A 21693-nucleotide genomic window follows, 5' to 3' on the forward strand; every position below is an offset into this window, starting at 1 on the left:
TATAACCGTGATCAGACACCGAGAACGGGCACTCGCCCGTCGGTGCTCACTCCTCGCTCTCGTACGTCTCGCCGACGGCGGAGGGGGTCCGCGTGGAGCCCCAGATCGTCAGGACGAGGATCACGCCGGCGTACGGGAACAGATTAACCAGCCTGTTCGGGACGTTGATGCCGACCGTCTGTAGCTGGATCTGTAACATGTCCAAGCCCCGAACACGAGCGCTGCGGCGGCCGCTCCGAGCGGGTTGTAGTTCCCAAACAGGTAGGCGGCGATGCCGATCCAGCCGCGGCCGCTGACCATCGTGTCACCGGTGCCGGTGAACGACCCCGCCTGTGCGAGCAGTACCGCGCCGCCGAGGCCGGCCATGACGCCGGAGAAGATCACTGCCGCGTATCGAACACGCGTCAGGTCGACGCCGGCCGTGTCGAGCGCTTCCGGGTTCTCCCCGGCCGCTTGGATCCAGTATCCGTACCTCGTGTCGTTGAGGAACTTCCACGCGGCCACGGCCACGACGGCCGTGATCATCACGAGCGGTGACGCGTCGAAGAGGATCCGACCGAGCACGGGGACGTCTGCGAGCACGGGGATAGCCAGGTTGTCGATGCTCTCGAGGCTCGGGCTGTTTCGGCTGTCCCAGACGAGCACCGCCATGAACGGCCCGAAGCCGAGCCCGACGAACCAGAGCGCCAACCCGGCGACGATCTGGTCCGCCTCGTATCTGATCAACAGGATCGCGAACAGCACTGCGAACGCGAGACTGACCAGCACCGAGGCGAGGATCGCGAGCCAGATATCGCTCTGCCCCGGATCGCCCCCGCTGATGATCCACATCGTCGTCGCCGCGGTCGCCGCCCCGAAGATCATGAACCCCTCGACGCCGATGTTGAAGACGCCGCTCTTCTCGGCGTAGAGACCGCCGATGGCCGTCAGCGCGATCGGTGTCGCGGCTTGAAGCGAGCGCTCCACGAACCCGATCGTGACGATCTCGACGATCGGTAGATCCAGCGCGACGGCCACCGCGACGGCCGCGGCGACGAGGGCGGCACCGTCCCCGATCCGGAGTCGGTTGCCGTCTGCGTAGCCCGCGAGACTCATCGGCGGTCACCCCCTACCCCGGTCCGCACGGCGGCCGTCCGGAACAGTTCCGGCACGGCGACGAAGAGGATGACGAGCCCGATGACCCCGTCGATGAGCTGTACCGGAAGGTCGGTGTAGATCCCGATGTGGGACCCGGCGGACTCGAGGCCGCCGAAAAGTAGTCCCGCCGGGACGATGCCGATCGGGTTGTTCGCGGCGAGCAGGCTCACGGCGATCGCGTCGAACCCGTACGTCCCGATGCCGCTCAGGTCGGTGTAGCAGCCTTGGATCATAATTGCGAACACCGCGCCGGCGATTCCCGCCACCACCTCCGAGAGGGTCATCGTCGAGACGACGGTCCGTTCGGCGTCGACGCCCGAGTACGTCGCCGCCGACTCCTGGTGGCCGCTCGTCACCATGTCGTATCCGAATCGGCTGCGCTCCACCACGACGGAGATCACGACGACGGTCGCGAGCGCGATTCCGGGCCCGACGATCGAGAAGCCGGAACTGTCGAACGCGACGCCGGGTAGGGAGACGTACTCCGGAATTCGCTCCGTGTTCGGGGCCGCGTTGCCTTCGCCGCGGAACGGGTTCTGGACCAGCCACCCCACCACCCCGACCGCGATGAAGTTCAACATGATTGGACGTGTCGCCAGCCTCCGGGCAGACGGCCTCAAGTGCCTATAGGACGAATGGTTCGTATGACTACGCAGCCCGAAGCTATCGCGGGCGTTGCGGACGTGGACTGTTCCGAAACGCGAGCGCTCGTGACCGGTTCGACGAGCGGCATCGGCCGCGCTGCGGCGCTCGCGTTGGGGCGTCTCGGTGCCGATGTCATCGTCCACGGTCGCGATCAGGAGGCCGGGGCGGCGGTCGTGAACGAACTCGACGCGCTCGGGTCAGACGGTCAGTTCGTTCGGGCCGATTTCGCTGACCCCGACGCCGTCCGAGAACTGGCCGCGACCGTCCGCCGGACGACTGACGGCCTTGACCTCCTCATCAACAACGCGGGCGGCTTCTTCCGAAGCGGGCGGCTCACCGACCTCGGCGTCGAGTACACGTTCCACGTCAACCACCTCAGCCCGTATCTGTTGACCGCGGAGCTGCTCGACCATCTCACCGCCGGCAGTCGAATCGTCACGACGGCCTCGGCCGCGCACCAGGGGACGTCACTGGACCTCTCGCGGGTTCAGACGCTCGACGAGTACTCTGGCATGTGGGCGTACAGCCACTCGAAGCTCGCGAATATTCTCTTCTCGAGTGAACTCGCTAGACGACTTGACGCCGCCGACCGGGACGTTGTCTCGAATAGCATCCATCCCGGTGCGATCCCGGGAAGCGGGTTCAGTCGGTTCCTCCCTGGACCGATCCCCCGCGTCCTCGAAGCGCTCGATGGTCTGCCGATCGTCACGAGCGTTGCCGAGGGGGCGGCCGAGATTCTGGTGCCCGCCCTCTCGCCGCGGACAGCGACGATCTCTGGACGATACTTCAGCGATCAACGGCCGACACAGCCGTCCGCTCCGGCACAGGGCACCTATGCGGCGCAGCGTCTCTGGAATGCGAGCGCGGATCTGCTCGGGATAGCTACGCCCCTCGCAGAAGGTGCCGAATGAACTGGGCGTTTGCGACAGTACGATATCCACTTCGTCTTTAGAAGCATTCAACAGAGCCACGTTTGCTAGCTGATAGAGGACCTTGGCGGCTGTGACCGATCATTGGTTGTTACTGTCGGTTTGTGATTTTGTGCTGACAAGAATTACAGACTTATTTTGATCGAAGGGCCTGACCGACCCAGTACACTGAACACAGATAGCTGGAAAGAGAGCTATCTCCCCAGACTGAATGACACAGCGAAGGCTGTCTACTTCAGAAACCGCAGGAAGACGCATGGGTTGGGGCGGATTCGAACCGCCGGCCTGCTCCGTGTGAAGGAGCCGTCATAACCTAGCTAGACCACCAACCCGCTCACTTCGAGGTATCCGACCTCCGGACTTAAGAGTTACCTTACGCGGAAAGTACATCCCGGACCCGCTCGGATCCCCCGCCGTGACCCACGAACTCCGGTTCCTCGAACGGGTCCGACAGAGCGTCGCGAGCCTCCTCCACGCGCCCCTGTCGCTCGTCGGGCTCTACGCCGAGCGCGAGACGCCGCGCGAGCAGTACGCGTTCACGCTCCGCGAGCCGTTTCCCCTCGTCGAAGCGCAGCTCCACCGGCTCGGGTTCGTCCGCAACCTCGTCTCCTCGCTGAAGTACCGCGACTACGAGACGCCGCCCGAGACGACCGTCGCGAGCTGGGCGTGGTACCCCGAGGGGGCGCTCGCCAGCGACGACCAGCTCCACCTCGCGCTGTACGTCGGCCCCGACCGCTCGACCACGGACGTGTACGCCCACTGGGAGCCGTCGTGGATCCGCCACCCGGTCCGGCACTACCGCGCGACGGAGGTCGACGCACAGCGGGGCATCGAACGGGTGCGGTCGCTGTTCGAAGAAGCGGGCATCGAGTACGCGGTGGTTCCCGCTGACGAACGGATCGGTGGGGACGAAACCGCCGGAGCGGAGCCGCCGATCCGATAGGACGCGGCGCGACTACTCGGCGGCGGTGTCCTTGCCGCGGTACTCCGCGACGCGCTTCCGGGCGGACGCGACCGCCTCGCGGGCCTCGCCCTCGGCGCGCTCTTCGAGGTCCTTCAGGTCCGCTTGGAGCTTGTCCAGCCGCGACGGCTCCGGTTCCTCGTCTTCCCGGCCGACGAGCTCCTTCACGCGGGCTTCGACCGGCTCTAACTCTTCTACCACGCCCGCCTTCGCGTGTTCGGCCGCCCGACCCAGGTAGTACCGCGCGTCTTCGAAGTGTTTGCTCATATCTGTCCCTTGGCCGAGGGCAGATATAACCTTTGTGGCGACTCGGCGGGGACAGTATTCGAAACGGCCGGCCTCACTCGCGCGCGCCCGGCGGGAGAGGGTCGGCGTGGTCCGCGATCGCCTCGGCGACGCGGTGCGGGTGTTCGTGGACGACCCAGTGGCTCGCCTCCTCTATCGCGAGCAGGCGACCGTCGGCGCAGCGGTCGACGCTCTCGTTGGCCAGTCGGCGCGCGAGGAACTGGTCCTGCGCGCCCCAGATCACGAGCGTCGGGACGGCCACCTCCCTCTTGATCGGCTCGGGGCGGTCGCGCACGATCGCGCGGTACCAGTTCACCATCGCCTCGAACGCGCCGTCGCGGTTCCACGCCCGGCGATACCGGCGCAGGTCCTCGTCGGTGAAGGTGCCGGGTGCGCTCGTGTCCCGCAGCGCGTTCGTCGCGAGCCGCCAGTTCCCCGCGCTGGCGACCGCCTCGGGCAGTTTCGGGAGCTGGAACGCGAGCATGTACCAGCTCTTGAGCCGCTGGTCCCACGACCCCCGGAGCGCCTCCTCGAACACCGTCGGATGCGGGACGTTGACCGCGACCAGCTCCGAGAGACGGTCCTCGTGGTGGAGAGCGAGCCACCACGCCACCGCGGCCCCCCAGTCGTGCCCCGCGACGGCGGCCGTCTCGCGGTCGTATGCGTCGATCAGGTCGACGACATCGCGCGAGAGTTCGCCGATCCGATAATCGCGCACCGCCGACGGCTTCGCCGAGAGGTTGTAGCCGCGCTGGTCGGGGACCACGACGCGGTAGCCGGCGTTCGCGAGCGGGACGACCGCCTCGTGCCAACCGTACCAGAACTCGGGGAACCCGTGGAGCAGCACGAGGAGCTTCCCGTCCTCCGGACCGGCCTCAACGGCGTGAAGTGTCGCACCGCTGGTCTCGATCGCCCTGGACTCGGCGGGGATCGACTCGGGAATCTCGTCGTCGGGGACCGACTCCGGCAGCGCCGCGGCGTCGACCGGTCCGCTCTGTGGCGTCTCGCGCATGGTCGGGTTGAGGAGCGGGACGGGCAAATAGCTACGCTCGACGCGGGCGCACACGGACCCACGGACTGCCGCGCTCCGGGAGATGGGAGGGATCGAAATCCTCAAACCGCTGGCAAACCGCATTTAAGTATACTCGTGACGCTCCGCGCGCCGCCGCCCGAGGCGCGGCCGCGGGGGGTCCGCCGCGTACTCTATGACATCCGATTCGTCGACCCGGACGGCCGCAGACCCCGGTACGCCGAGCGACGACGCGGCCGTCTCGAACGTCGTCCTCGTGACGGTTGACTCGCTGCGGGCGGACGCGGTCTCCCCGTACGACCCGGAGCGACGCTCGCCGGTGATCGACGGGCTCGCCGACGGGGGAACCGTGTTCGACCGCGCGTTCGCGACCGGCAACTGGACGCCGTTCTCGTTCCCGTCGATCCTCGCCTCGGAACCGGTGTTCACTCGGTCCGGTGACATCGGCGTCGACGAGTCGGTGACGCTCGCGGAGGTGCTCTCCGACGCCGGGATCGCGACCGGCGGCTTCAACGCCGCGAACGGATTCCTCACCGACCACTGGGGGTATCCCGACGGCTTCGACGAGTTCGAGCCGTTCGTCACCAGCGTCGGATCCAGCGTCTACAGCCGGTACCTCGCGGCCCACCCGACCGTCGAGGCGTGGATCCAGCTCGCGACCTCGCCCGTCCGTCGGCTCGGCTCGAAGTTCCGCGGCGACAGCGACGACCGCCCGTTCCTCGACGCCTCGCGCATGTTCGACGTCGAGGACGCCGCGACCGGGTTCGTCGACGACACCGACGAGCCGTTCTTCCTCTGGGTCCACTACATGGACACGCACACGCCGTACGTCCCCGCGCCGCGCTACATCCGCGAGGTGTCCGACGGTATCGTCGGCACGCACCAGATGCTCCACGCGCACGCCCGGACGAGCCTCGGCCTCGAAGTCGGCGAGCGGACGCTCAGCGAACTGCGGACGCTGTACCAGGCGACGGTGCGGCAGGTCGACGCCAGCGTCGGGCGACTGCTCGACGCCTTGGACGCCGCGGGCGTCCGCGACGACACCGCGGTGCTGCTCGCGGGGGACCACGGCGAGGAGTTCCAGGAACACGGCCACCTCGCCCACTACCCGAAGCTGTACGACGAGCTGATCCACGTTCCGTTCGTGGCCGACGTGCCCGGGCTCGACGGCGGCCACGTCGACGGCCACGTGGGCCTCGATGCGATCCCCCCAACGGTCGCGGACCTCCTCGGCGTCGATCCGGTGCCCGAGTGGCACGGCGAGTCGCTCCTGCCGGCGCTCCGCGGCGAGGAGAGGCGCTCCGGCGGCGGCGAGGAGACGCTCTCTGCCGCCGGAGAGGAGACGCCCTCCGACACCGTCGTCGATGCGCCGTCCGAGTCCGGCGGCGACGGTGACCGCGACGCTGCCGACCCCGTCGTCTCGGTGACCGTCCGGGGCGAGGACGTGACCCAGCAGCCGATCCCCCGGTCACTGTCCGACGGCGACCTGTTCGTCAGCGCGCGCGACGACGACTGGACGTACATCGAGAACGTCGACGCCGGCGACCGCGAGCTGTACCACCGTCCCACGGATCCAACCCAACAAGAGAACCTCGCGGTCGACCCCGACGCGGAGGGACAAGCAGTCATCGACCGGCTCGCCCCGGTCGTCGATTCCCACGCGAAACTGCTCCGCGAGCGCGGCGCCGCGGCGGAGGCGGCCGCCGCCGAGCGGGGCGACGACGAGGTCGACGAAGACCTCGAAGCTCGCCTCGAAGCGCTCGGGTATAAGTGATGCTTCGAGCGGTCCTCCGCGACCTCGCCAGCGGACCGATCGCGGTCCAGATGCGCCGGTTCGTCGTCGTCGGTGCGCTCACCGCAGGGCTCCAGCTCGCCCTGCTTTGGCTGTTCGTCGACACCGCGGGACTGAACTACATCGTCGGCGCGACGATCGCGATCGAGATCACGATCGTCTGCTCGTACGTCCTCAACAACGCGTGGACGTTCCGGGCGAGCCGGAACACGGGCGCCTCCGAGTACCTCGCCGGACTGCTGAAGACGAATTTGGTCCGCGGCACGGCGATTCCGATCCAGCTCGGCGTGCTCGCCGCGCTCGTCGAGTGGGCCGGGGTGATGTACCTGATCGCGAACGTGGCCGCGATCCTCGTCAGCGGACTCTACCGGTTCGTCCTCGACGCGCACTGGACGTGGGGCTGACCCCGGATCGCTCGTCTCGGGCCCCTCAGAAGGGGAGCCGCGGCTCGACGCGTTCGACGAGGTCGCGGACCGCCTCCTGCTTGTAGTACCCGACCGCGGACGCGGCGACGACGAGCGCGACGAGCGCCATCGCCGAGAGGAACCGGCCGCTCGCGAGTTGGCCCCCCGCGTACACGGTGAGGACGTACGCCGGAAGGCGACCGACCGCGATGACGGCCATGAACGTCGGTAGCGACCACTTGGTGAGGCCGCTCAGGAAGCAGATCGCGTCGTCGGGGAGGCCGGGAATGATGACGAACGCGAACAGCCCGGGAACGCCGACTGTGTCGACGAACCCGTCGAAGCGGGCGATCACGTCCTCGTGGATGACCCGCTCCACGAAGGTGCGCCCGTACCGCTTCGAGAGCGAGAAGGCTACCGCGCTCCCGATCAGCACGCCGGTGAGGCTGTACACCGTGCCCGCGAGCGGGCCGAAGAGGAACCCCGCGACCAGCGCGACGACCTGCCCTGGGATCGGGGCGACGATGACTTGGAGGGCCTGAAGGCCGATGAAGACGATGGGGGCGAAGATACCGAACTGGTCGAGCCACGTCCGGAGGGCCTCCGCGTTGGTGAGGAACCCTGCGTAGCGGCTCACGAGGACGTAGAGCCCGACCGCGAGGACCGCGACGCCGACCGCGGCCGCGATCCCTCGCCGGCGGTCCGCCCGCGAGGAGAAGAGTTTCATTCGTGTCGTAGCGGGTGACAGAGGGACTTCAACCTTACCACCCGGCGGATCCTCACGCCAACGGGTCCGCGCTCCAGTAGGCCATCCGCATCGGGACCCCCTCGTCGTCCCGGTGATCCGCGTCACCCGGCAGGAACCGTAGCTCGTCGACCGGCCGGCGGGCGACGACCGCCAGCCCGAGCGCGTCCACGGCGTCGTCGGCGGTGGGGTCCGCCTCCCTCACGGCGTCGGTGGGCTCGTCTGCGAGCCGTCGACAGACCCGACCGAGCGCGGCGCCCGGGTCGTCGAGGTGCCCGTCGAGCGCGCCGAGCCGCTCGCCGACGCCCGGGGCCGTGGTCTTCGAGTGGTCGAGCCGCCGGCCGTTGAGCCCGCGGAAGCACACCTCCGGGTGCGCCTCCATGACCGCCTCGCGCGCCGCCTCGTCCCGCCGGAGGAACGCGTCGACCTCGCCGACCGCCGGCGCGATGTGGTACGACTGTCGGCTGAGCCCCTTGCCGAGGTCGGCCCGGTTCCGCTCGCTCACCGCCTCGTAGTCAGCGCCGTCTCTGGCCGCTTCGCACGCGCCCCGCGAGGGGACGGGGAACACGCTGCTCGGACGCTCGGCGGCCGACCGCGCGGCCGAGTCGACGGCCTCGCGCTTCACCAGCGTCTCGGCGTCGTGGGGGAGACCGATCGGCACGTCGACCAGCAGCCGATCAACGCCGTCGTTCCACAGCGCTTCGAGGTCGCGTTCGAGGCGCGCGTCCGGCCCGCCGGTCCCGTCGAACACGACCGCGAGCCACGCGCCGCCCGCCCAGTCGACGCCCGCGACGGTGTCGGGTGTCATCGATCGATCGCTCGTTCCCGTGCCTATTCAATCGGCCCGGTCCGCGGACCGATCGCTCGGGGCACAGGGCCCTGCGAGGTGCGGTCGAAGCCGCGGCGTGGCCCGCTACGGCGAGACGGGTACGTCGTCTGTCACGGGAACCGCCGGGTCGACGGTCACGTCGAACCGGACGCCGCCGCTCGCGCTGTCGCCGACCGAGATGTCCCACCCGTGGGCGTCGGCGATTCGCTCGACGATAGTCAGCCCGAACCCGGTCCCGTCCGTGGCGGTCGTGTACCCCGCTTCGAACACGCTCTCGCAGTCCGTCTCGTCGAGCCCCGGCCCGTCGTCGGCGACGTAGAACCCGTCGGCGGACGCCCCGATCGTCACGGTCACGGGCGACCCGCAGTGGTCGTCGACGTTGCGGAAGAGATTCTCGAGGAGCCGCCGGATCCGGGAGCGGTCGCCGGAGACGGTGATCTCGTCGTCCACCACGTCGAGCGTGTCGGCCGGACAGCCGAACGGTTTCCAGGCCTCCGCGGCGAGCGCGCCGACGTCGACCGGCTCCGGCTCGGACACCGACTCGCCCTCCTTCGCGAGCGTGAGCAGCTCGCCGATCATCTGCTCCATCCGCTCGTGTTCCCGTTCGAGGGCCTCGAAGTGCGTCGCCTCGCTCTCGGCGCGAGCCATCTCCGCCGCCGTCTTCGCGTTCTGGAGCGGCGTCCGGAGGTCGTGCGACACGATCGACGTGAACTCGTCGAGCCGCTTGTTCTGTCTGATCAGCTCCTCGCGCTGCCGCTGTTCGCGCGTCGCGTCACGGAGGATCCCCACGGACCCGCGGAACTCGTCGTCGAACGGGAGCGCGGCCATGTGGTCGTAACACGGCACCGTCTCGCCGTCTTTCGTGTGGATGTCCACCCGGAACTGCTGCGTCTCCGGCCCCGCGCTGGAGACGATCGTCGCGAGCATGTCGTTCGCCCGCTGGACACCCTCGTCGGTCTTGATCTTGCCCGGCGGGCTGCCGATGATCGCCTCCCTGTCGTAGCCGACGAGGTCGAGGAACGCCTCGTTGACGTACTCGAACTCCGCCTCGGCGTTCACGACGTAGATCGGATAGTCGAGCGCCCGGAGGACCGTCGAGTACCGCTCCGACTCGATCTGGGCGCGGTACTCCGTCGCGGCGTGCTTGACCCGGTTGGCCAGGCGGCGGTGCTGGTCGGGGCCGCCCTTCTGGAGGTACCCGGTCACGCCGGCGTTGATCGCCTGCGCCGCGATCTCTTCGCTGCCCTTCCCCGTGTAGAGGATGAAGGGGAGGTCGGCGTAGTGATCGCGGACGGCGTCGAGCAGTTCGAGTCCGTCCGTCCCGGGCATCTCGTAGTCGCTCACGACGCAGTGGACGGACCGCTCGTCGAGCGTGTCGAGCACCGCGTCCGGACTGGCCACCGTGGTTATTTCGACGTCGCCGAGCTCCCGCTCGATGAAGGATTTGGTCAGGTCGAGAAACGCGGGATCGTCGTCGACATGTAAGACTTCGATCGACGCAGTGGCGGCTTCATTCGGGTTATCGATCGACATTCCAACTACCGATCAAGAGGGGTTCTAAACGGAAAAATATCTGGCTGTAGTGTCTCGTTTCGAGAAGCCGATCGGGGAGCTGTTCGACCGATCGTCCCGGATACCTTATACTTCAGATCACCGGCGACGGGACCGCGATTTCCGCCGTTTCGGCCTCCCCGCTGCGCCCGGGAAACACACGTCTCGGAACGCGGTGGTCGGGTGACATCCGCGGCGGAACACCGCGGCTTCACCGAAGGTAGGTACCCGTCGGTAGTCGGCGGAAAATGCGGGAGAAGTGGGCCGGCACGAATTTGAATCGTGGTTACGGCCACCCGAAGGCCGAAGGATACCAAGCTACCCCACCGGCCCGCACTCGACAGAAGGCCGTTCGTTCTTTTAATCCTTCCGAAAGGGGGGCGATCAAGACGGACCGGAGGGGGGAGGAGTCGATAGAATATCCAGTTCATCGACGCCAGACGCGGGTACCACGAAGCCCCAGTCGCGAGGACTCGATGCGCTCGTTGCGGTCCTCAGTCGCTCGTTTCACTCGCTCCCTGCGGTCCTTACGTCGCGCGTCTTCGTCCTCGCGACTGCCCCTTCGAGTCCCGTCCCGCACCGCAACCGCACCTCACGCCTCCCCAGCCTCGTCAGGCGCGTCCTGCGGGCTCCCTTCAGTCGCCCTCGTCGCGCCTGACTCCCTCGCGCGTCCTGACTCGCGCCCGTCGGGCGCTCGCAGGCACACGCCACCGCTGCCGCGCCATCAGTTATAAACCGTCGTCACCGTCCTCGTCCCCCGAGCCCGCCACCTCGAAGTACCGGCTCCGATGCTTCCGACAACCGGGATTGAACGCGGCGCCGCACGCCGAGCACGTATCGTCGCAGTCGAGGTACTCGCTCGCGGTCATCGTCGTCTCGCAGACGCCACACAGGACCGCCGGATCGTCGAAGCGGTCGCGGGGCCACGGGACCGCCTCGTGGTCGGTCGCGGCGTCGTGGCAGGCGTCGCAGGGGTAGTACGCCTCGCAGCAGCCGAACCGGAGCGCGACCACGTCGACGGGGTCGTCCCAGTGGGCGCAGCGCGTCTCGGGGTCGACGGCCACCCCGCGGAGTGGAACCGCGAACCGGGAGTCCGCGTCGGGCGCGGTCGTGGTCTCTCGGTCGGGCGGCGACGGGTCGCTGCCGGGGGGTGGTGCGGTCATCCGTCCCGCAGTCAGTAGCTGGCGTACCCGTCGGTGTCGAGCCAGTTGTGGACCACCGTGATCGCGTGGTCCGCGTGGAGCAGTTCGGGGCCGACCCGGAGCCGGCGGTCGGCGCGCTCGTCGACCGCAGCCGCCTCGTCCGGCGCGAAGTCGTGGTGGTCCGAGAGCACGAACACCGGATCTTCCGGCGGTTCGGCGTCGATGAGCGTGGCGCCGTCCTCGTGGAGCTGGACGAGCGTCCCGTCCGGGCCGCGGCCGTCCGCGCCGACGAGCCGGTCGAGCGTCGCGTCGAGCCCCATCCGGCGGAGTTCGACGCCCGGAGAGACGTCTGCGGGCATGTGGCCGATCGCCTCGTCTCGCGCGTCGAGCGCGTCGCGGACCCGCGCGGCGACGTTGCGCTCGTCGGGGTGGAGGTGCCGGAGCGCGTCGGAGTCGAAGGAGACGGTGAACTCGTCGGCGATCGCGAGGTGGACCCGGACGGACTCGCGGATGCCGTGCGAGAGGAAGACGCCGGCGCTCACGCACCGGCAGAGGAGGTCGAGCCGGCCGGCCCCGGGGATGTCGGACAGCGATATCGCGTCCGGATCGGTTGGCACGTCGCGGCCGATGACGACGAACTGGCGCATACCGGGCGGTCGCCCCCGATCGTCATAAGCCGTCCGACCCAACCGCCGCCGTGAGCCGCACTGGACTGTGCCAGATCTGCGAGGCGGCTACCGCGAGCCGCGCCTGCGACCGCTGCGGCCGCGCCGTCTGCGACGACCACTGGGACGAGACGGCCCGAGCCTGTACCGCCTGCGTCGCCGGGCGGCGCTAACGCGCCGCGACGCGACGGCTCAGCGGTGCCGGTTCAGCCGCTTCTTGAGTCGCTTCGCCGCGTCGCCCGCGGCGCCGAAGTACGTCGCCTCGTCGCCGGGCCGGCTCGACTCCTCGCCTGCGAAGATGATCCCGCGCGAGGAGTTCACGAGCCCGACGTCGACCGGGAGGTCCGGGCGCTCGGCGAGCCCGTGTTCGACCGCGGCCTCGGGGTCGCCCCCCTGCGCGCCGACGCCGGGAACGAGGAACGGGATCTCGGGGACGATCTCGCGGACCGTCTCCAGCTCCTCGGGCGTCGTCGCCCCCACGACGAGTCCGACGTTGTCGTTCGCGTTCCACACGTCCGCGAGCGCCGCGACGCGCTCGTACAGCGGCTCGCCGGAGGCGAGTTCGAGATCCTGGAGGTCCGCGCCGCCGGGGTTCGAGGTGCGACAGAGCGCGAACACGCCCTTGTCCGCGCGGTCGAGGAACGGCTGGAGCGAGTCGCGCCCGAGGTAGGGGTTCACCGTGATCGCGTCGACGTGGTCGAGCACCTCGGCGTACCGCCGCGCCGTGTTGCCGATGTCGCCGCGCTTCGCGTCGAGCAGGACGGGGACGCCCTTCCCCTCGGCGTACGCCGCGGTCTCGCGCAGCGCGCGCCAGCCGTCCGGATCCTCGTAGAACGCGGCGTTCGGCTTGTAGCAGGCGGCGTGCTCGTGGGTGGCGTCGATGATCCGGCGGTTGAACGCCCACCGCGGTAGATCGGCGTCGGCCACGGCGTCGGGGAGCCGGCTCGGGTCGGGGTCGAGCCCGACCGAGACGACGCTGTCGACGGCCTCGATCCGGTCCGCGAGCGCCTCGAAGAAGTCCATACGCGCCCTGTGTCGGCGGGCGAACTAATCGTTGCGTTCCGCGGTCGCTCACGCGTCTCCCGGTCGGGGACGCCTCAACAGGAGCAGTAGTACTCGCGGTCGACGAACTCGGTCTCTAGCAGCTTCGCGGCCGGATCGGGGTCCGAGGGGCGGTAGACGCCCGCCGTCAGGTCGCCCTCGCGCTCGAACGCGCCGGAGACGAGCCGCCGCCAGTCGGCGGCCGACAGCTGGTCCCAGAACGCGTCGTCGCCCGCGAGCAGCGAGAGGTAGTCGCGAAGGTACACCCACCGCATCGGCTCGATTCCGGACGACTCGTAGGTCGCGTCGGTGACCGCCGCGTAGGCGGCCATCGGGAGGTTCGCGCCCGCGGCGACGGGCATCCCGATCCACTTCCACGGCCGGGTGTTGACGTCGAGCAGCAGGTACTCCTCGCGGTCGGCGTCGTAGACGAACTCCGCCTCGCTGATCCCGTGGTAGCCCGCGTCATCGAGGACGGCGAGCGCGTGCTCCCGGATCGCCGGCTCGTTCGCGGTCTCGACGAGACAGGAGGTGCCGAAGTTTCGCGGGTACCGGACCGCCGCGTTGCCGACCACCGCGAGCGCGTCGTCGCTCCCGGACGGGGGGACGTAGGAGGCCAGCGAGTGGTCCCGTCCCGTCGCGATGTCGACGCGCTTCTGGGCCATCACCGCGATGCCCTCGTCGGCCGCGGCCGCGACGACGTCCGCGAACTCCTCGCGGTCCGCGACCTCAATCACGTTGGTGCCGAACGCCTCCTCGAAGTCGCGCTTGAGTTCGGGTTTCACCACCAGCGGGAAGCCGAGCGCCGCCGCGGCCTCGTCGACGGTGGCGTCCGCCTCGCGGATCCCGCTCGCCGCGGTCGCTTCGAGCCGGTACGTCTCCGGGTAGGGCACGCCGAGTTCCTCGCAGGTCGCGTACAGCTCGGACTTGTTCAGCACGTCGTCGAGCGTCTCGCTCCCGGCGAACGGAAGCCGGACGCCATCGGGGTCTGCCTCGGCGTACGACAGCGCCCACTCGTCCATGCAGCCGAACGCGACGGCCTCGGTGCCCGCCGCGTCGACGATCGCCTCCACGTCCTCGCGGAACCCGTCGAGGTCGTCGAGCGGGTACGTCACCGCCCCCGCGTAGTCGACCGCGTCAGAGGGGGGCGCGAGGCCGTCGTGTGCGACGGTCTCGGCCTCGGTGTCGGCGCCGTCGCCCGCGCGGTCGAGCGCGATGACGGGCACGTCGTGGGCGTCGAGGGCGCGCGCGACCCCGAGCCCGGTGATGTGCGCGTTGCTCACGAGCGCCGGCGGTCGGTCGAACTCGGCGGTCGCGAGCGCGTCGATCAGTCCCTCCGTGGACCGGAACCGGTCAGCCATACCTCGTCTCGTCGGTCGACGCATAAAAGCGCCCGACGTACCGGCTCGGTGTGCCCGTATCGGTGACGGGTGCGACGGGGCCGTCGGCGACGGGGCGATGCCCGGCTCGCGCGGGCGACGCGAGCGGCTTTTCAGGCCGCGTCACCTCCGGATAGGTATGACCGAAACCGAGGACGACGACGCCGACGCGGCCGACGAACTCCCCGGCCGAGTCCGGCGCGCGTTCGGCGACCACGGCTCGTTCGAGCGCGACGGCGACGGCTGGGTGTCGACGACGACTGCGTTCGACGGGCGCGTCCGGGCCGAGCCGGCCGGCGAGGGGCGCATCCGGTTCACCGTTACCGTTCGCGTGCCAATGCTTTCCGCCGCCACCGCTGACGAGGTCGCGGACGTGGTCGAGGACGGCTGGGTCGACACGTTCGAGCGCCGCGCCGTCGATGTCGGCGGCGTCACCCGCAAGGATCGGGATTTCGATCCGGCCGTCGAGCGCGACGACGACGAGATCGCGATCACCTACGCGCTCTCGGACATCAACGAGCGGCGGGGCGTCGACGACGCGGGCGCCCTGATCGACTTCGTCGAGGGCACGTACGTCCAAGGCGTGATCCCGGGCTACGAGTACACGGCACCCGTCTCGGACCTGCTCTCGGCCGCGCGACAGCAGGGCGGCGGCGGGCCCGTCTGAGGTCGATAGGGGGAAGTGTCGGGGGATCGTACGGCGACCATGCTCGCGCTGTTCGGGTTCGGCAGCCTCCTCGCGTTGGTCGCGTTCCACACGTTCCTCGCCGGGGTCGCGACCCGGTTCTTCCGGATTCAGCTTTCGACGTCGTGGGGGTCGATCCTGTACACGCTCGTGTTGACACCGATCCTGCTGCTCGTCTCGACGCTCGTCTTCACCGGCGCGCTCGGCGTCGGGACCGGGATCAACGTCGGGAGCTCGACGATCCTGCTGGCGCTTCTGATCGCGCTCCCGATGGCGCTCGGCGCCGCCATCGACTACCTCTACCTCACGCCGCCCGACGAGTACGAACTCCCGGACACGCGCTGAGAGGGCTCGACCGCGACGCCGTCAGCGGTCGACGAGCCCGGCCACGACCTCCTCGACCCGAGCGACCACGTCCTCGGGCGCCCGCGTCGCGTCGACCCGGTGGAACCGCCCGGGCTCGGCGTCGATCAGGCGCTCGTAGTTGTCGCGCACGGCCGCGAGGTAGCCGTCGCGCTCGAACTTGTCGGTTCGCCCGGCGCGCTCGGCCGCCGTCTCGGGGTCCAGATCGAGGTAGATCGTCGCGTCCGGCGGGTGCGAGAACGCGGCGTGGATCCCGCGGACGTACTCCAGCGGCCGCTTGATATCCGCGTCGGTCCGTGCGAGCGTCGCCCCCTGATAGGCGAACCGCGAGTCCGAGTACCGGTCGGAGACGACCAGGTCGCCGTCCGCGAGCGCCGGTCGAACTGTCTCCGAGAGGTGGTTCGCGTGGTCGGCGGTGTAGAGGAACAGCTCCGCGAGCGGGTCGGCCTCCGAGTCGCCCATCGATCGGGCCACCGCCTCTCCGTACCAGCTGTCGGTCGGTTCGCGGGTGAACGTCGCGTCGGGGTACACGTCCTGGAGCGCCTCCCAGACCGTCGTCTTGCCGCTCCCGTCGAGCCCCTCCAGCGTGATCAGCATGGTGGCGTTCCGCCGCGGCGAGGAATAAACGGCGCGGGTCCGGTCCAGGGACCGGCCCTTCTCCCTCGCGTGCGGCGTTCGCATGCCTTTTTAGTGACCCCTCCGCGAACGGCCGACATGAACGTGGACTCACGCACCGCCGTCGGCTCACCGGCTCGCCGCGGGCCCGGGAGGCGCGAATGGTAGCCGTCGCCGTCTCACTCTCGCGGATCGCGGCCGCGCTGTTTCTGGTCGTCCTGAACGGCTTCTTCGTCGCCTCGGAGTTCGCGTTCGTCAGGATCCGTGCCACCTCGGTCGAACAGCTGGTCGAGGAGGGGCAGGCGGGCGCGGAGACGCTCGGGGAGGTGATGACGAACCTCGACGACTACCTCGCGGCGACCCAGCTCGGGATCACGCTCGCGTCGCTCGGTCTCGGGTGGATCGGCGAGCCGGCGGTCGCGGCGCTCATCCAGCCGGTCCTCGGCCCGCTCCTGCCGGAGGGGTTGGTCCACCTCGTCGCGTTCGCGGTCGGGTTCTCGTTCATCACCTTCCTCCACGTCGTCTTCGGCGAACTGGCGCCGAAGACGATCGCGATCGCGCAGGCGGAGCGGATCTCGCTGTTGCTCGCGCCGCCGATGAAGCTGGCGTACCTGATCTTCTCGCCCGGCATCGCGGTGTTCAACGGCACCGCGAACGCCTTCACGAGCCTGATCGGGGTCCCGCCCGCCTCCGAGAGCGACGAGACCCTCGAAGAGCGCGAGATCCGTCGCGTGCTGGCCCGCGCCGGCGAGGCCGGGCACGTCGACGAGTCCGAGGTGGCGATGATCGAGGGGGTCTTCGAGCTCGACGACACCGCGGCCCGCGAGCTGATGGTTCCGCGTCCCGACGTGGTCTCGCTGCCGGCGGACGCGTCGCTGGCGGCGATTCGCGAGACGATCTTTGAGGCCGGCCACACGCGGTATCCCGTCGTCGACCGCGACGACGCCGACCGCGTCGTCGGCTTCGTGGACGCGAAGGACGTGCTGCGCGCGACCGCCGAGGGCGACGACGGCGCCACCGCGGGCGGCCTCGCCCGAGAGATCCTCGTCGTCCCGGAGACGACGAGCGCGAGCGACCTCCTCGTCCAGTTCCGCGACGAGCGCCGACAGGTGGCGGCGGTGATCGACGAGTGGGGCGCCTTCGAGGGGATCGCGACGGTCGAAGACGTCGCCGAGGCGCTCGTCGGCGACCTCCGCGACGAGTTCGACGTGGCCGACGACCGCCACACGATCCGGCGGACCGGTGACGGGGCGCACGAGGCCGACGGGTCGGTCGCCCTCTCCGACGTCAACGACGCGCTGGGGACCGACCTCAGCGGCGACGGCTACGAGACGCTCGGCGGGTTCGTCCTCGACCGGATCGGGCGCTCGCCCGAAATCGGCGACGTCGCCGCAGCGGCGGGATTCTCCTTCGAAGTCACCGCCGTCGACGGCGCGCGCATCTCGACGGTCCGGGTGGAGCGACGCGACGATGAGGAGGATGCGGACGCCGCGACCGGCGCGGACCCGGACGACGACGCCGCGTAACGACGTGACACACGCCGCAGGGCGACGCGACACACGCCGCGAGACGGCGTTCCGGGAACGGCCGAGACGACGCGAGCGTTTTTCACGCGCGGCCGCGACCATGGCCGTATGTTCGAACGGATCTGCGTGCCCACCGACGGCAGCGACGCGGCCGCGGCGGCCTTCGACCACATCCTCGCGATCGCCGCCGACCACGGCGCGACGGTCCAGGTGCTCCACGTCGCGGACACCACCCGCGACAGCGTGACGCGGATCGGCGGCGACGTGGTCGACGTGTTAGAGCGTGAGGGGGAATCGATTGTCGAGGAGGCGGCCGCCCGCGCCGCCGACCGCGGCGTCGACGCGGAGACGGCGGTCCGGCAGGGTGGGGTCCCGGAGACGGTCACCGCGTACGCCGAGGAGGTCGACGCCGACCTCGTCGCGATGTCGACGCGGGGGCGGCAGGGGGTCGAACACCTCGTCGGGAGTACCACCGAGCGCGTCGTCCGCCAGTCGCCGGTACCGGTGTTGGCCCTCCGTCCGGGCGACGAAACGGTCCCGTACCCGTACGAGGACATTCTGGTGCCGACCGACGGGAGCCCCGCAGCGACCGCCGCGCTCGACCGAGCCCTGCCGGTCGCGGAGCGAGCGGGCGCGACCGTCCACGTCCTCTCGGTCGTCGACACCGGCGACGTGGGCATCGGAGACCACGTCGACACCCTCTCCGAGTACGCCGACGACGCGGTCGCCGAGGGCGTCGAGCGCGTCGAGGCCGCCGGACTGGACGCGGTCGGCGCGGTCGAGGTCGCCACCTCCGCCGCCCGCGGGATCCGGGCGTACGTCGACGACCCCGGGGTCGACCTCGTGGCGATGGGGACCCACGGCCGGACCGGCGTGGGGCAATACCTGCTGGGGAGCGTCGCCGAACGGACCCTGCGGAGCGCGCCCGTTCCGGTGTTGACGGTCCCGGTTCCCGACGAGGACTGATCCGGGCGCTCGGGTCCGTTTCGGTCGCCTCTGCGCCGGATTTCGGGGGCGCGTCTGACGCCGCGGTAGGTTTACGGGCCTTCCACGCGATACAGATCGCATGAAAGTGTTGGTAGCCGGGGGGACCGGCTTTATCGGCTCGCACCTCTGTCGCGCGCTCGCGGACGACGGTCACGCGGTGACCGCGCTCTCTCGCTCGCCCGACGGGACGGCGGACGGGGTGACGGGCGCCAGCGGAGACGTGACCGACTACGACTCGATCGCGTCGACCGTCGACGGCCACGACGCGGTCGTGAACTTGGTCGCGCTCTCGCCCCTGTTCGAACCCGAGGGCGGCAACCGTATGCACGACCGGATCCACCGCGGCGGCACGGAGAACCTCGTCCGCGCCGCCGAGGACGGCGGCGTCGACGGGTTCGTCCAGCTGAGCGCGCTCGGCGCGAACCCGAACGGCGATACGGCCTACATCCGCGCCAAGGGCGAGGCGGAGGAAATCGTCCGCGACAGCGACCTCGACTGGACAATCTTCCGCCCCTCCGTCGTCTTCGGCGAGGGCGGCGAGTTCGTCTCGTTCACCAAGCGCCTGAAGGGGATGTTCGCGCCGGGCGTCCCGCTGTACCCCCTCCCGGGCGGCGGGAAGACCCGGTTCCAGCCGATCCACGTGGAGGACCTCGTCCCGATGATCGCCGCCGCGGTGACCGACGACGAGCACGTCGGCGAGACCTACGAGATCGGCGGCCCGGAGGTGCTCACGCTCCGGCAGGTCACGGACCTCGTCTACGACGCCGAAAAGAAGGGCGTCACGATCGTCCCGCTCCCCATGCCGCTCGCGAAGGTCGGGCTCTCCGTGTTGGGCGCGGTCCCCGGGTTCCCGATGGGGCCGGACCAGTATCGGTCGCTGAAGTTCGACAACACGACCGCCGACAGCGACGTCGGCGCGTTCGGCGTCGACGCCGCGGACCTGACCACGCTCGGGGAGCACCTCGGGGTCAGATGACGCGGAGCGCGAACATGTCAACTGTCATAATCTCAACGCTGGTAACGCCAACCGAAGGCTTATATACGAGATCACGCTCTGTTCAGTTCAAACGCGGAGGGAGCACACGATGAAACTCGCAATGATCGGATTCGGCCAGGCGGGAGGTAAAGTAGTTGACAAGTTCTTGGAGTACGACAAGCGGACGGGCTCCGAGATCGTTCGAGCGGCCGCCGCCGTCAACACGGCGAAGGCGGACCTCATGGGGCTCGAACACATCTCCGAGGACCAGCGCGTCCTCATCGGCCAGTCGCGCGTGAAGGGCCACGGCGTCGGCGCGGACAACGAGCTCGGCGCGGAGATCGCGGAGGAGGACATCGACGAGGTTCAGGGCGCGATCGACTCGATCCCGGTCCACGAGGTCGACGCGTTCCTCGTCGTCGCCGGTCTCGGCGGCGGGACGGGCTCCGGCGGCGCACCGGTGCTCGCGAAGCACCTCAAGCGGATCTACACCGAGCCCGTCTACGGGCTCGGCATCCTGCCGGGCAGCGACGAGGGTGGTATCTACACCCTCAACGCGGCCCGGTCGTTCCAGACGTTCGTCCGCGAGGTGGACAACCTCATGGTGTTCGACAACGACGCCTGGCGGAAGACGGGCGAGTCCGTTCAGGGCGGCTACGAGGAGATCAACGAGGAGATCGTCCGTCGGTTCGGCATCCTCTTCGGCGCCGGCGAGATCCAGCAGGGCCAGGAGGTCGCCGAGAGCGTTGTCGACTCCTCCGAGATCATCAACACGCTCTCGGGCGGCGGCGTCTCCACGGTCGGCTACGCGGAGGAGGAGGTCGAGGAGCGCTCCTCGGGCGGCCTGCTCTCGCGGCTGCGCGACGACGGCGACGACGACGAGCTCGACAGCGCGCACACCACGAACCGGATCACCAGCCTCGTCCGCAAGGCGGCGCTCGGCCGGCTCACGCTCCCCTGCGAGATCGAGGGCGCGGAGCGCGCGCTGCTCGTGCTCGCGGGTCCGCCCGAGTACCTCAACCGGAAGGGCATCGAGCGCGGGCGGAAGTGGCTCGAAGAGCAGACCGGTTCGATGGAGGTCCGCGGCGGGGACTACCCGTACCGCGGCGCCGGCTTCGTCGCGACCGTCATCCTGCTCGCGGGGGTCACGAACGTCCCGCGGATCAAGGAGCTCCAGCAGGTCGCCATCGAGGCGCAGGACAACTTAGACGAGATCCGCGAGGAGAGCGACGACAACCTCGACGAGCTCGTCAGCGACGACAGCGACGAGCTGGAATCCCTGTTCTGAGGCGCGCCGCTCCCCGCGATGGAGGTCATCGTTCCCTTTTCGACCGACCGCCCGAAGTCGCGGCTCTCTAGCGTTCTTGCCCCCGAGGAGCGCGTGGCATTTGCGCGGGCGATGCTCGACGACGTGCTCGACGCCGTCGCCGCCGCCGGCGGTGAGCCGCGCGTGCTGGCGACCGACGCGGTCGACCTCGACCGGCCGGTCACCGTCGACGACCGCCCGCTGACGGACGCGGTCAACGGGGCGCTCGACACGCGACTGGGAGCCGACGACGAGTCCGACGGCCCGCCCGAGCCAACCGCCGTCGTGATGGCGGACCTCGCGCTCGCCACGCCGGCGACGCTCGACCGGCTCTTCGCGGCCGGCCGCGACGCCGACGTGGCCGTCGCCCCGGGTCGCGGCGGCGGCACGAACGCGTTCGTCGCCTCCCACCCCGAGTTCCGCGTGGACTACCACGGCGCGTCGTACCTCGACCACCGCGAGATCGCGGCCGCGGTCGGCGCGGCGTTCGAGACGGTCGATTCGCACCGGCTCGGCACCGACGTCGACGAGCCGGCCGATCTCGCGGAGGTCCTGATCCACGGCGAGGGGCGCGCGGCGACGTGGCTCCGCGAGGCCGGCTTCGCGCTCGACGCGTCCGAGGGTCGCGTGAGCGTCGTCCGAGAGTGAGCGCCGTCGAAATTGGTCGTGCGACCGAAGGGGGCGCCAACGTAACCACTCG

Annotated in this window: 22 protein-coding genes, 2 tRNA genes and 2 pseudogenes; 12 read left to right on the top strand and 14 right to left on the bottom strand. The window is 69.7% G+C overall.

The annotated features are described in order from the left end of the window. Window positions 1-46: 46 nt before the first annotated feature. Together EXE52_RS12190 and EXE52_RS12195 are read right to left on the bottom strand one after the other, a co-directional pair. Window positions 47-1095: pseudogene (locus EXE52_RS12190) on the bottom strand (ABC transporter permease). After that, window positions 1092-1721 (bottom strand): annotated as a pseudogene (locus EXE52_RS12195) (ABC transporter permease); the annotation flags it as partial. The pseudogenes EXE52_RS12195 and EXE52_RS12190, both read right to left, overlap by 4 nt. A 60-nt stretch (window positions 1722-1781) precedes the next feature. Between EXE52_RS12195 and EXE52_RS12200 the strand changes: the two are divergent. Continuing rightward, window positions 1782-2693: an SDR family NAD(P)-dependent oxidoreductase gene (locus EXE52_RS12200; RefSeq protein ID WP_086219278.1), complete on the top strand. Its 912-nt coding sequence runs from the start codon at window positions 1782-1784 to the stop codon at window positions 2691-2693. 275 nt (window positions 2694-2968) lie between these two features. Here EXE52_RS12200 and EXE52_RS12205 read toward each other — a convergent pair. Beyond that, window positions 2969-3043: transfer RNA gene (locus EXE52_RS12205), tRNA-Val, on the bottom strand. 83 nt (window positions 3044-3126) lie between these two features. Here EXE52_RS12205 and EXE52_RS12210 point away from each other — a divergent pair. After that, complete coding sequence (locus EXE52_RS12210; RefSeq protein WP_089308729.1) at window positions 3127-3654, top strand: hypothetical protein; 528 nt, start codon at window positions 3127-3129, stop codon at window positions 3652-3654. A gap of 12 nt (window positions 3655-3666) precedes the next feature. On the opposite strand, the gene EXE52_RS12215 is transcribed toward EXE52_RS12210, so the two are convergent. Then, entirely contained in the window at window positions 3667-3939 is a 273-nt protein-coding gene (locus EXE52_RS12215; RefSeq protein WP_089308730.1) for a hypothetical protein, read from the bottom strand. Window positions 3940-4012: 73 nt separating this feature from the next. Further along, on the bottom strand, window positions 4013-4969 hold the full coding sequence (locus EXE52_RS12220) for an alpha/beta fold hydrolase (protein WP_089308731.1): 957 nt from the start codon (window positions 4967-4969) through the stop codon (window positions 4013-4015). A 193-nt stretch (window positions 4970-5162) separates the two neighbouring features. Between EXE52_RS12220 and EXE52_RS12225 the strand changes: the two genes are divergently transcribed. Together EXE52_RS12225 and EXE52_RS12230 are read left to right on the top strand one after the other, a co-directional pair. After that, a complete protein-coding gene (locus EXE52_RS12225; protein WP_089308732.1) occupies window positions 5163-6761 on the top strand; it encodes a sulfatase-like hydrolase/transferase in 1599 nt (532 codons plus the stop codon). Next, window positions 6761-7183, top strand: coding sequence for a GtrA family protein (locus EXE52_RS12230; protein WP_089308733.1), 423 nt, complete (start codon window positions 6761-6763; stop codon window positions 7181-7183). The genes EXE52_RS12225 and EXE52_RS12230 overlap by 1 nt, the downstream gene beginning before the upstream one ends. A gap of 25 nt (window positions 7184-7208) precedes the next feature. On the opposite strand, the gene EXE52_RS12235 is transcribed toward EXE52_RS12230, so the two are convergent. The 6 genes from EXE52_RS12235 to trmY all read right to left on the bottom strand — a co-directional run bounded on the left by EXE52_RS12235 (window position 7209) and on the right by trmY (window position 12097). Further along, the gene (locus EXE52_RS12235; RefSeq protein ID WP_049932921.1) at window positions 7209-7910 is read right to left on the bottom strand and encodes a TVP38/TMEM64 family protein; all 702 of its coding nucleotides are present in this window, start codon (window positions 7908-7910) and stop codon (window positions 7209-7211) included. 52 nt (window positions 7911-7962) lie between these two features. After that, entirely contained in the window at window positions 7963-8736 is a 774-nt protein-coding gene (locus tag EXE52_RS12240; RefSeq protein WP_089308734.1) for a DUF429 domain-containing protein, read from the bottom strand. Window positions 8737-8841: 105 nt separating this feature from the next. Then, on the bottom strand, window positions 8842-10290 hold the full coding sequence (locus EXE52_RS12245) for a response regulator (RefSeq protein ID WP_089308735.1): 1449 nt from the start codon (window positions 10288-10290) through the stop codon (window positions 8842-8844). Between the two features lie 278 nt (window positions 10291-10568). After that, window positions 10569-10641: transfer RNA gene (locus EXE52_RS12250), tRNA-Pro, on the bottom strand. A gap of 395 nt (window positions 10642-11036) precedes the next feature. Then, window positions 11037-11471, bottom strand: coding sequence for a CHY zinc finger protein (locus tag EXE52_RS12255; protein ID WP_089308736.1), 435 nt, complete (start codon window positions 11469-11471; stop codon window positions 11037-11039). An 11-nt stretch (window positions 11472-11482) separates the two neighbouring features. After that, window positions 11483-12097, bottom strand: a complete 615-nt coding sequence (gene trmY, locus EXE52_RS12260) for a tRNA (pseudouridine(54)-N(1))-methyltransferase TrmY (protein ID WP_089308737.1) — start codon at window positions 12095-12097, stop codon at window positions 11483-11485. Between the two features lie 50 nt (window positions 12098-12147). Here trmY and EXE52_RS18520 point away from each other — a divergent pair, with 50 nt between their 5' ends. Beyond that, window positions 12148-12288: a hypothetical protein gene (locus EXE52_RS18520; protein ID WP_167373098.1), complete on the top strand. Its 141-nt coding sequence runs from the start codon at window positions 12148-12150 to the stop codon at window positions 12286-12288. A gap of 19 nt (window positions 12289-12307) precedes the next feature. Here the strand turns inward: EXE52_RS18520 and pyrF are convergent, their stop codons facing one another. Both pyrF and EXE52_RS12270 read right to left on the bottom strand, forming a co-directional pair. Then, window positions 12308-13138, bottom strand: coding sequence for an orotidine-5'-phosphate decarboxylase (gene pyrF, locus EXE52_RS12265; RefSeq protein ID WP_086215991.1), 831 nt, complete (start codon window positions 13136-13138; stop codon window positions 12308-12310). A 74-nt stretch (window positions 13139-13212) separates the two neighbouring features. Then, window positions 13213-14517, bottom strand: a complete 1305-nt coding sequence (locus EXE52_RS12270; protein ID WP_089308738.1) for a carboxylate--amine ligase — start codon at window positions 14515-14517, stop codon at window positions 13213-13215. Between the two features lie 157 nt (window positions 14518-14674). Here EXE52_RS12270 and EXE52_RS12275 point away from each other — a divergent pair, with 157 nt between their 5' ends. Beyond that, complete coding sequence (locus EXE52_RS12275) at window positions 14675-15202, top strand: DUF5813 family protein (protein WP_049932928.1); 528 nt, start codon at window positions 14675-14677, stop codon at window positions 15200-15202. 39 nt (window positions 15203-15241) lie between these two features. Then, window positions 15242-15565: a hypothetical protein gene (locus EXE52_RS12280; protein WP_049932929.1), complete on the top strand. Its 324-nt coding sequence runs from the start codon at window positions 15242-15244 to the stop codon at window positions 15563-15565. Between the two features lie 21 nt (window positions 15566-15586). Here the strand turns inward: EXE52_RS12280 and tmk are convergent, their stop codons facing one another. Then, window positions 15587-16180: a dTMP kinase gene (gene tmk, locus EXE52_RS12285; protein WP_049932930.1), complete on the bottom strand. Its 594-nt coding sequence runs from the start codon at window positions 16178-16180 to the stop codon at window positions 15587-15589. 179 nt (window positions 16181-16359) lie between these two features. On the opposite strand from tmk, the gene EXE52_RS12290 reads away from it, so the two are divergent. The 5 genes from EXE52_RS12290 to cofC all read left to right on the top strand — a co-directional run bounded on the left by EXE52_RS12290 (window position 16360) and on the right by cofC (window position 21641). Beyond that, window positions 16360-17724: a hemolysin family protein gene (locus EXE52_RS12290; protein ID WP_089308739.1), complete on the top strand. Its 1365-nt coding sequence runs from the start codon at window positions 16360-16362 to the stop codon at window positions 17722-17724. Window positions 17725-17832: 108 nt separating this feature from the next. After that, window positions 17833-18690, top strand: a complete 858-nt coding sequence (locus tag EXE52_RS12295; RefSeq protein WP_089308740.1) for a universal stress protein — start codon at window positions 17833-17835, stop codon at window positions 18688-18690. Window positions 18691-18790: 100 nt separating this feature from the next. Beyond that, window positions 18791-19687: a complex I NDUFA9 subunit family protein gene (locus EXE52_RS12300; RefSeq protein ID WP_089308741.1), complete on the top strand. Its 897-nt coding sequence runs from the start codon at window positions 18791-18793 to the stop codon at window positions 19685-19687. Window positions 19688-19796: 109 nt separating this feature from the next. Next, window positions 19797-20975: a tubulin/FtsZ family protein gene (locus tag EXE52_RS12305; RefSeq protein WP_176450647.1), complete on the top strand. Its 1179-nt coding sequence runs from the start codon at window positions 19797-19799 to the stop codon at window positions 20973-20975. Between the two features lie 18 nt (window positions 20976-20993). After that, window positions 20994-21641 carry a 2-phospho-L-lactate guanylyltransferase gene (gene cofC / locus EXE52_RS12310; RefSeq protein ID WP_089308743.1) on the top strand — a complete coding sequence of 216 codons (648 nt, stop codon included), beginning with the start codon at window positions 20994-20996 and terminating at the stop codon, window positions 21639-21641. The last annotated feature ends 52 nt before the right edge of the window (window positions 21642-21693 follow it).

Source organism: Halorubrum sp. CGM4_25_10-8A (assembly GCF_005435025.1).
Lineage (GTDB): Archaea > Halobacteriota > Halobacteria > Halobacteriales > Haloferacaceae > Halorubrum > Halorubrum ezzemoulense.

Bases quoted from the DNA above. Each gene is read 5' to 3' on its own strand.
- EXE52_RS12200 (WP_086219278.1), top strand. From the start codon at position 1,782: ATGACTACGCAGCCCGAAGCTATCGCGGGCGTTGCGGACGTGGACTGT.
- EXE52_RS12215 (WP_089308730.1), bottom strand. From the start codon at position 3,939: ATGAGCAAACACTTCGAAGACGCGCGGTACTACCTGGGTCGGGCGGCC.
- EXE52_RS12220 (WP_089308731.1), bottom strand. From the start codon at position 4,969: ATGCGCGAGACGCCACAGAGCGGACCGGTCGACGCCGCGGCGCTGCCG.
- EXE52_RS12225 (WP_089308732.1), top strand. From the start codon at position 5,163: ATGACATCCGATTCGTCGACCCGGACGGCCGCAGACCCCGGTACGCCG.
- EXE52_RS12230 (WP_089308733.1), top strand. From the start codon at position 6,761: ATGCTTCGAGCGGTCCTCCGCGACCTCGCCAGCGGACCGATCGCGGTC.
- EXE52_RS12235 (WP_049932921.1), bottom strand. From the start codon at position 7,910: ATGAAACTCTTCTCCTCGCGGGCGGACCGCCGGCGAGGGATCGCGGCC.
- EXE52_RS12240 (WP_089308734.1), bottom strand. From the start codon at position 8,736: ATGACACCCGACACCGTCGCGGGCGTCGACTGGGCGGGCGGCGCGTGG.
- EXE52_RS12245 (WP_089308735.1), bottom strand. From the start codon at position 10,290: ATGTCGATCGATAACCCGAATGAAGCCGCCACTGCGTCGATCGAAGTC.
- EXE52_RS12255 (WP_089308736.1), bottom strand. From the start codon at position 11,471: ATGACCGCACCACCCCCCGGCAGCGACCCGTCGCCGCCCGACCGAGAG.
- trmY (WP_089308737.1), bottom strand. From the start codon at position 12,097: ATGCGCCAGTTCGTCGTCATCGGCCGCGACGTGCCAACCGATCCGGAC.
- pyrF (WP_086215991.1), bottom strand. From the start codon at position 13,138: ATGGACTTCTTCGAGGCGCTCGCGGACCGGATCGAGGCCGTCGACAGC.
- EXE52_RS12270 (WP_089308738.1), bottom strand. From the start codon at position 14,517: ATGGCTGACCGGTTCCGGTCCACGGAGGGACTGATCGACGCGCTCGCG.
- EXE52_RS12275 (WP_049932928.1), top strand. From the start codon at position 14,675: ATGACCGAAACCGAGGACGACGACGCCGACGCGGCCGACGAACTCCCC.
- EXE52_RS12280 (WP_049932929.1), top strand. From the start codon at position 15,242: ATGCTCGCGCTGTTCGGGTTCGGCAGCCTCCTCGCGTTGGTCGCGTTC.
- tmk (WP_049932930.1), bottom strand. From the start codon at position 16,180: ATGCTGATCACGCTGGAGGGGCTCGACGGGAGCGGCAAGACGACGGTC.
- EXE52_RS12290 (WP_089308739.1), top strand. From the start codon at position 16,360: ATGGTAGCCGTCGCCGTCTCACTCTCGCGGATCGCGGCCGCGCTGTTT.
- EXE52_RS12295 (WP_089308740.1), top strand. From the start codon at position 17,833: ATGTTCGAACGGATCTGCGTGCCCACCGACGGCAGCGACGCGGCCGCG.
- EXE52_RS12300 (WP_089308741.1), top strand. From the start codon at position 18,791: ATGAAAGTGTTGGTAGCCGGGGGGACCGGCTTTATCGGCTCGCACCTC.
- EXE52_RS12305 (WP_176450647.1), top strand. From the start codon at position 19,797: ATGAAACTCGCAATGATCGGATTCGGCCAGGCGGGAGGTAAAGTAGTT.
- cofC (WP_089308743.1), top strand. From the start codon at position 20,994: ATGGAGGTCATCGTTCCCTTTTCGACCGACCGCCCGAAGTCGCGGCTC.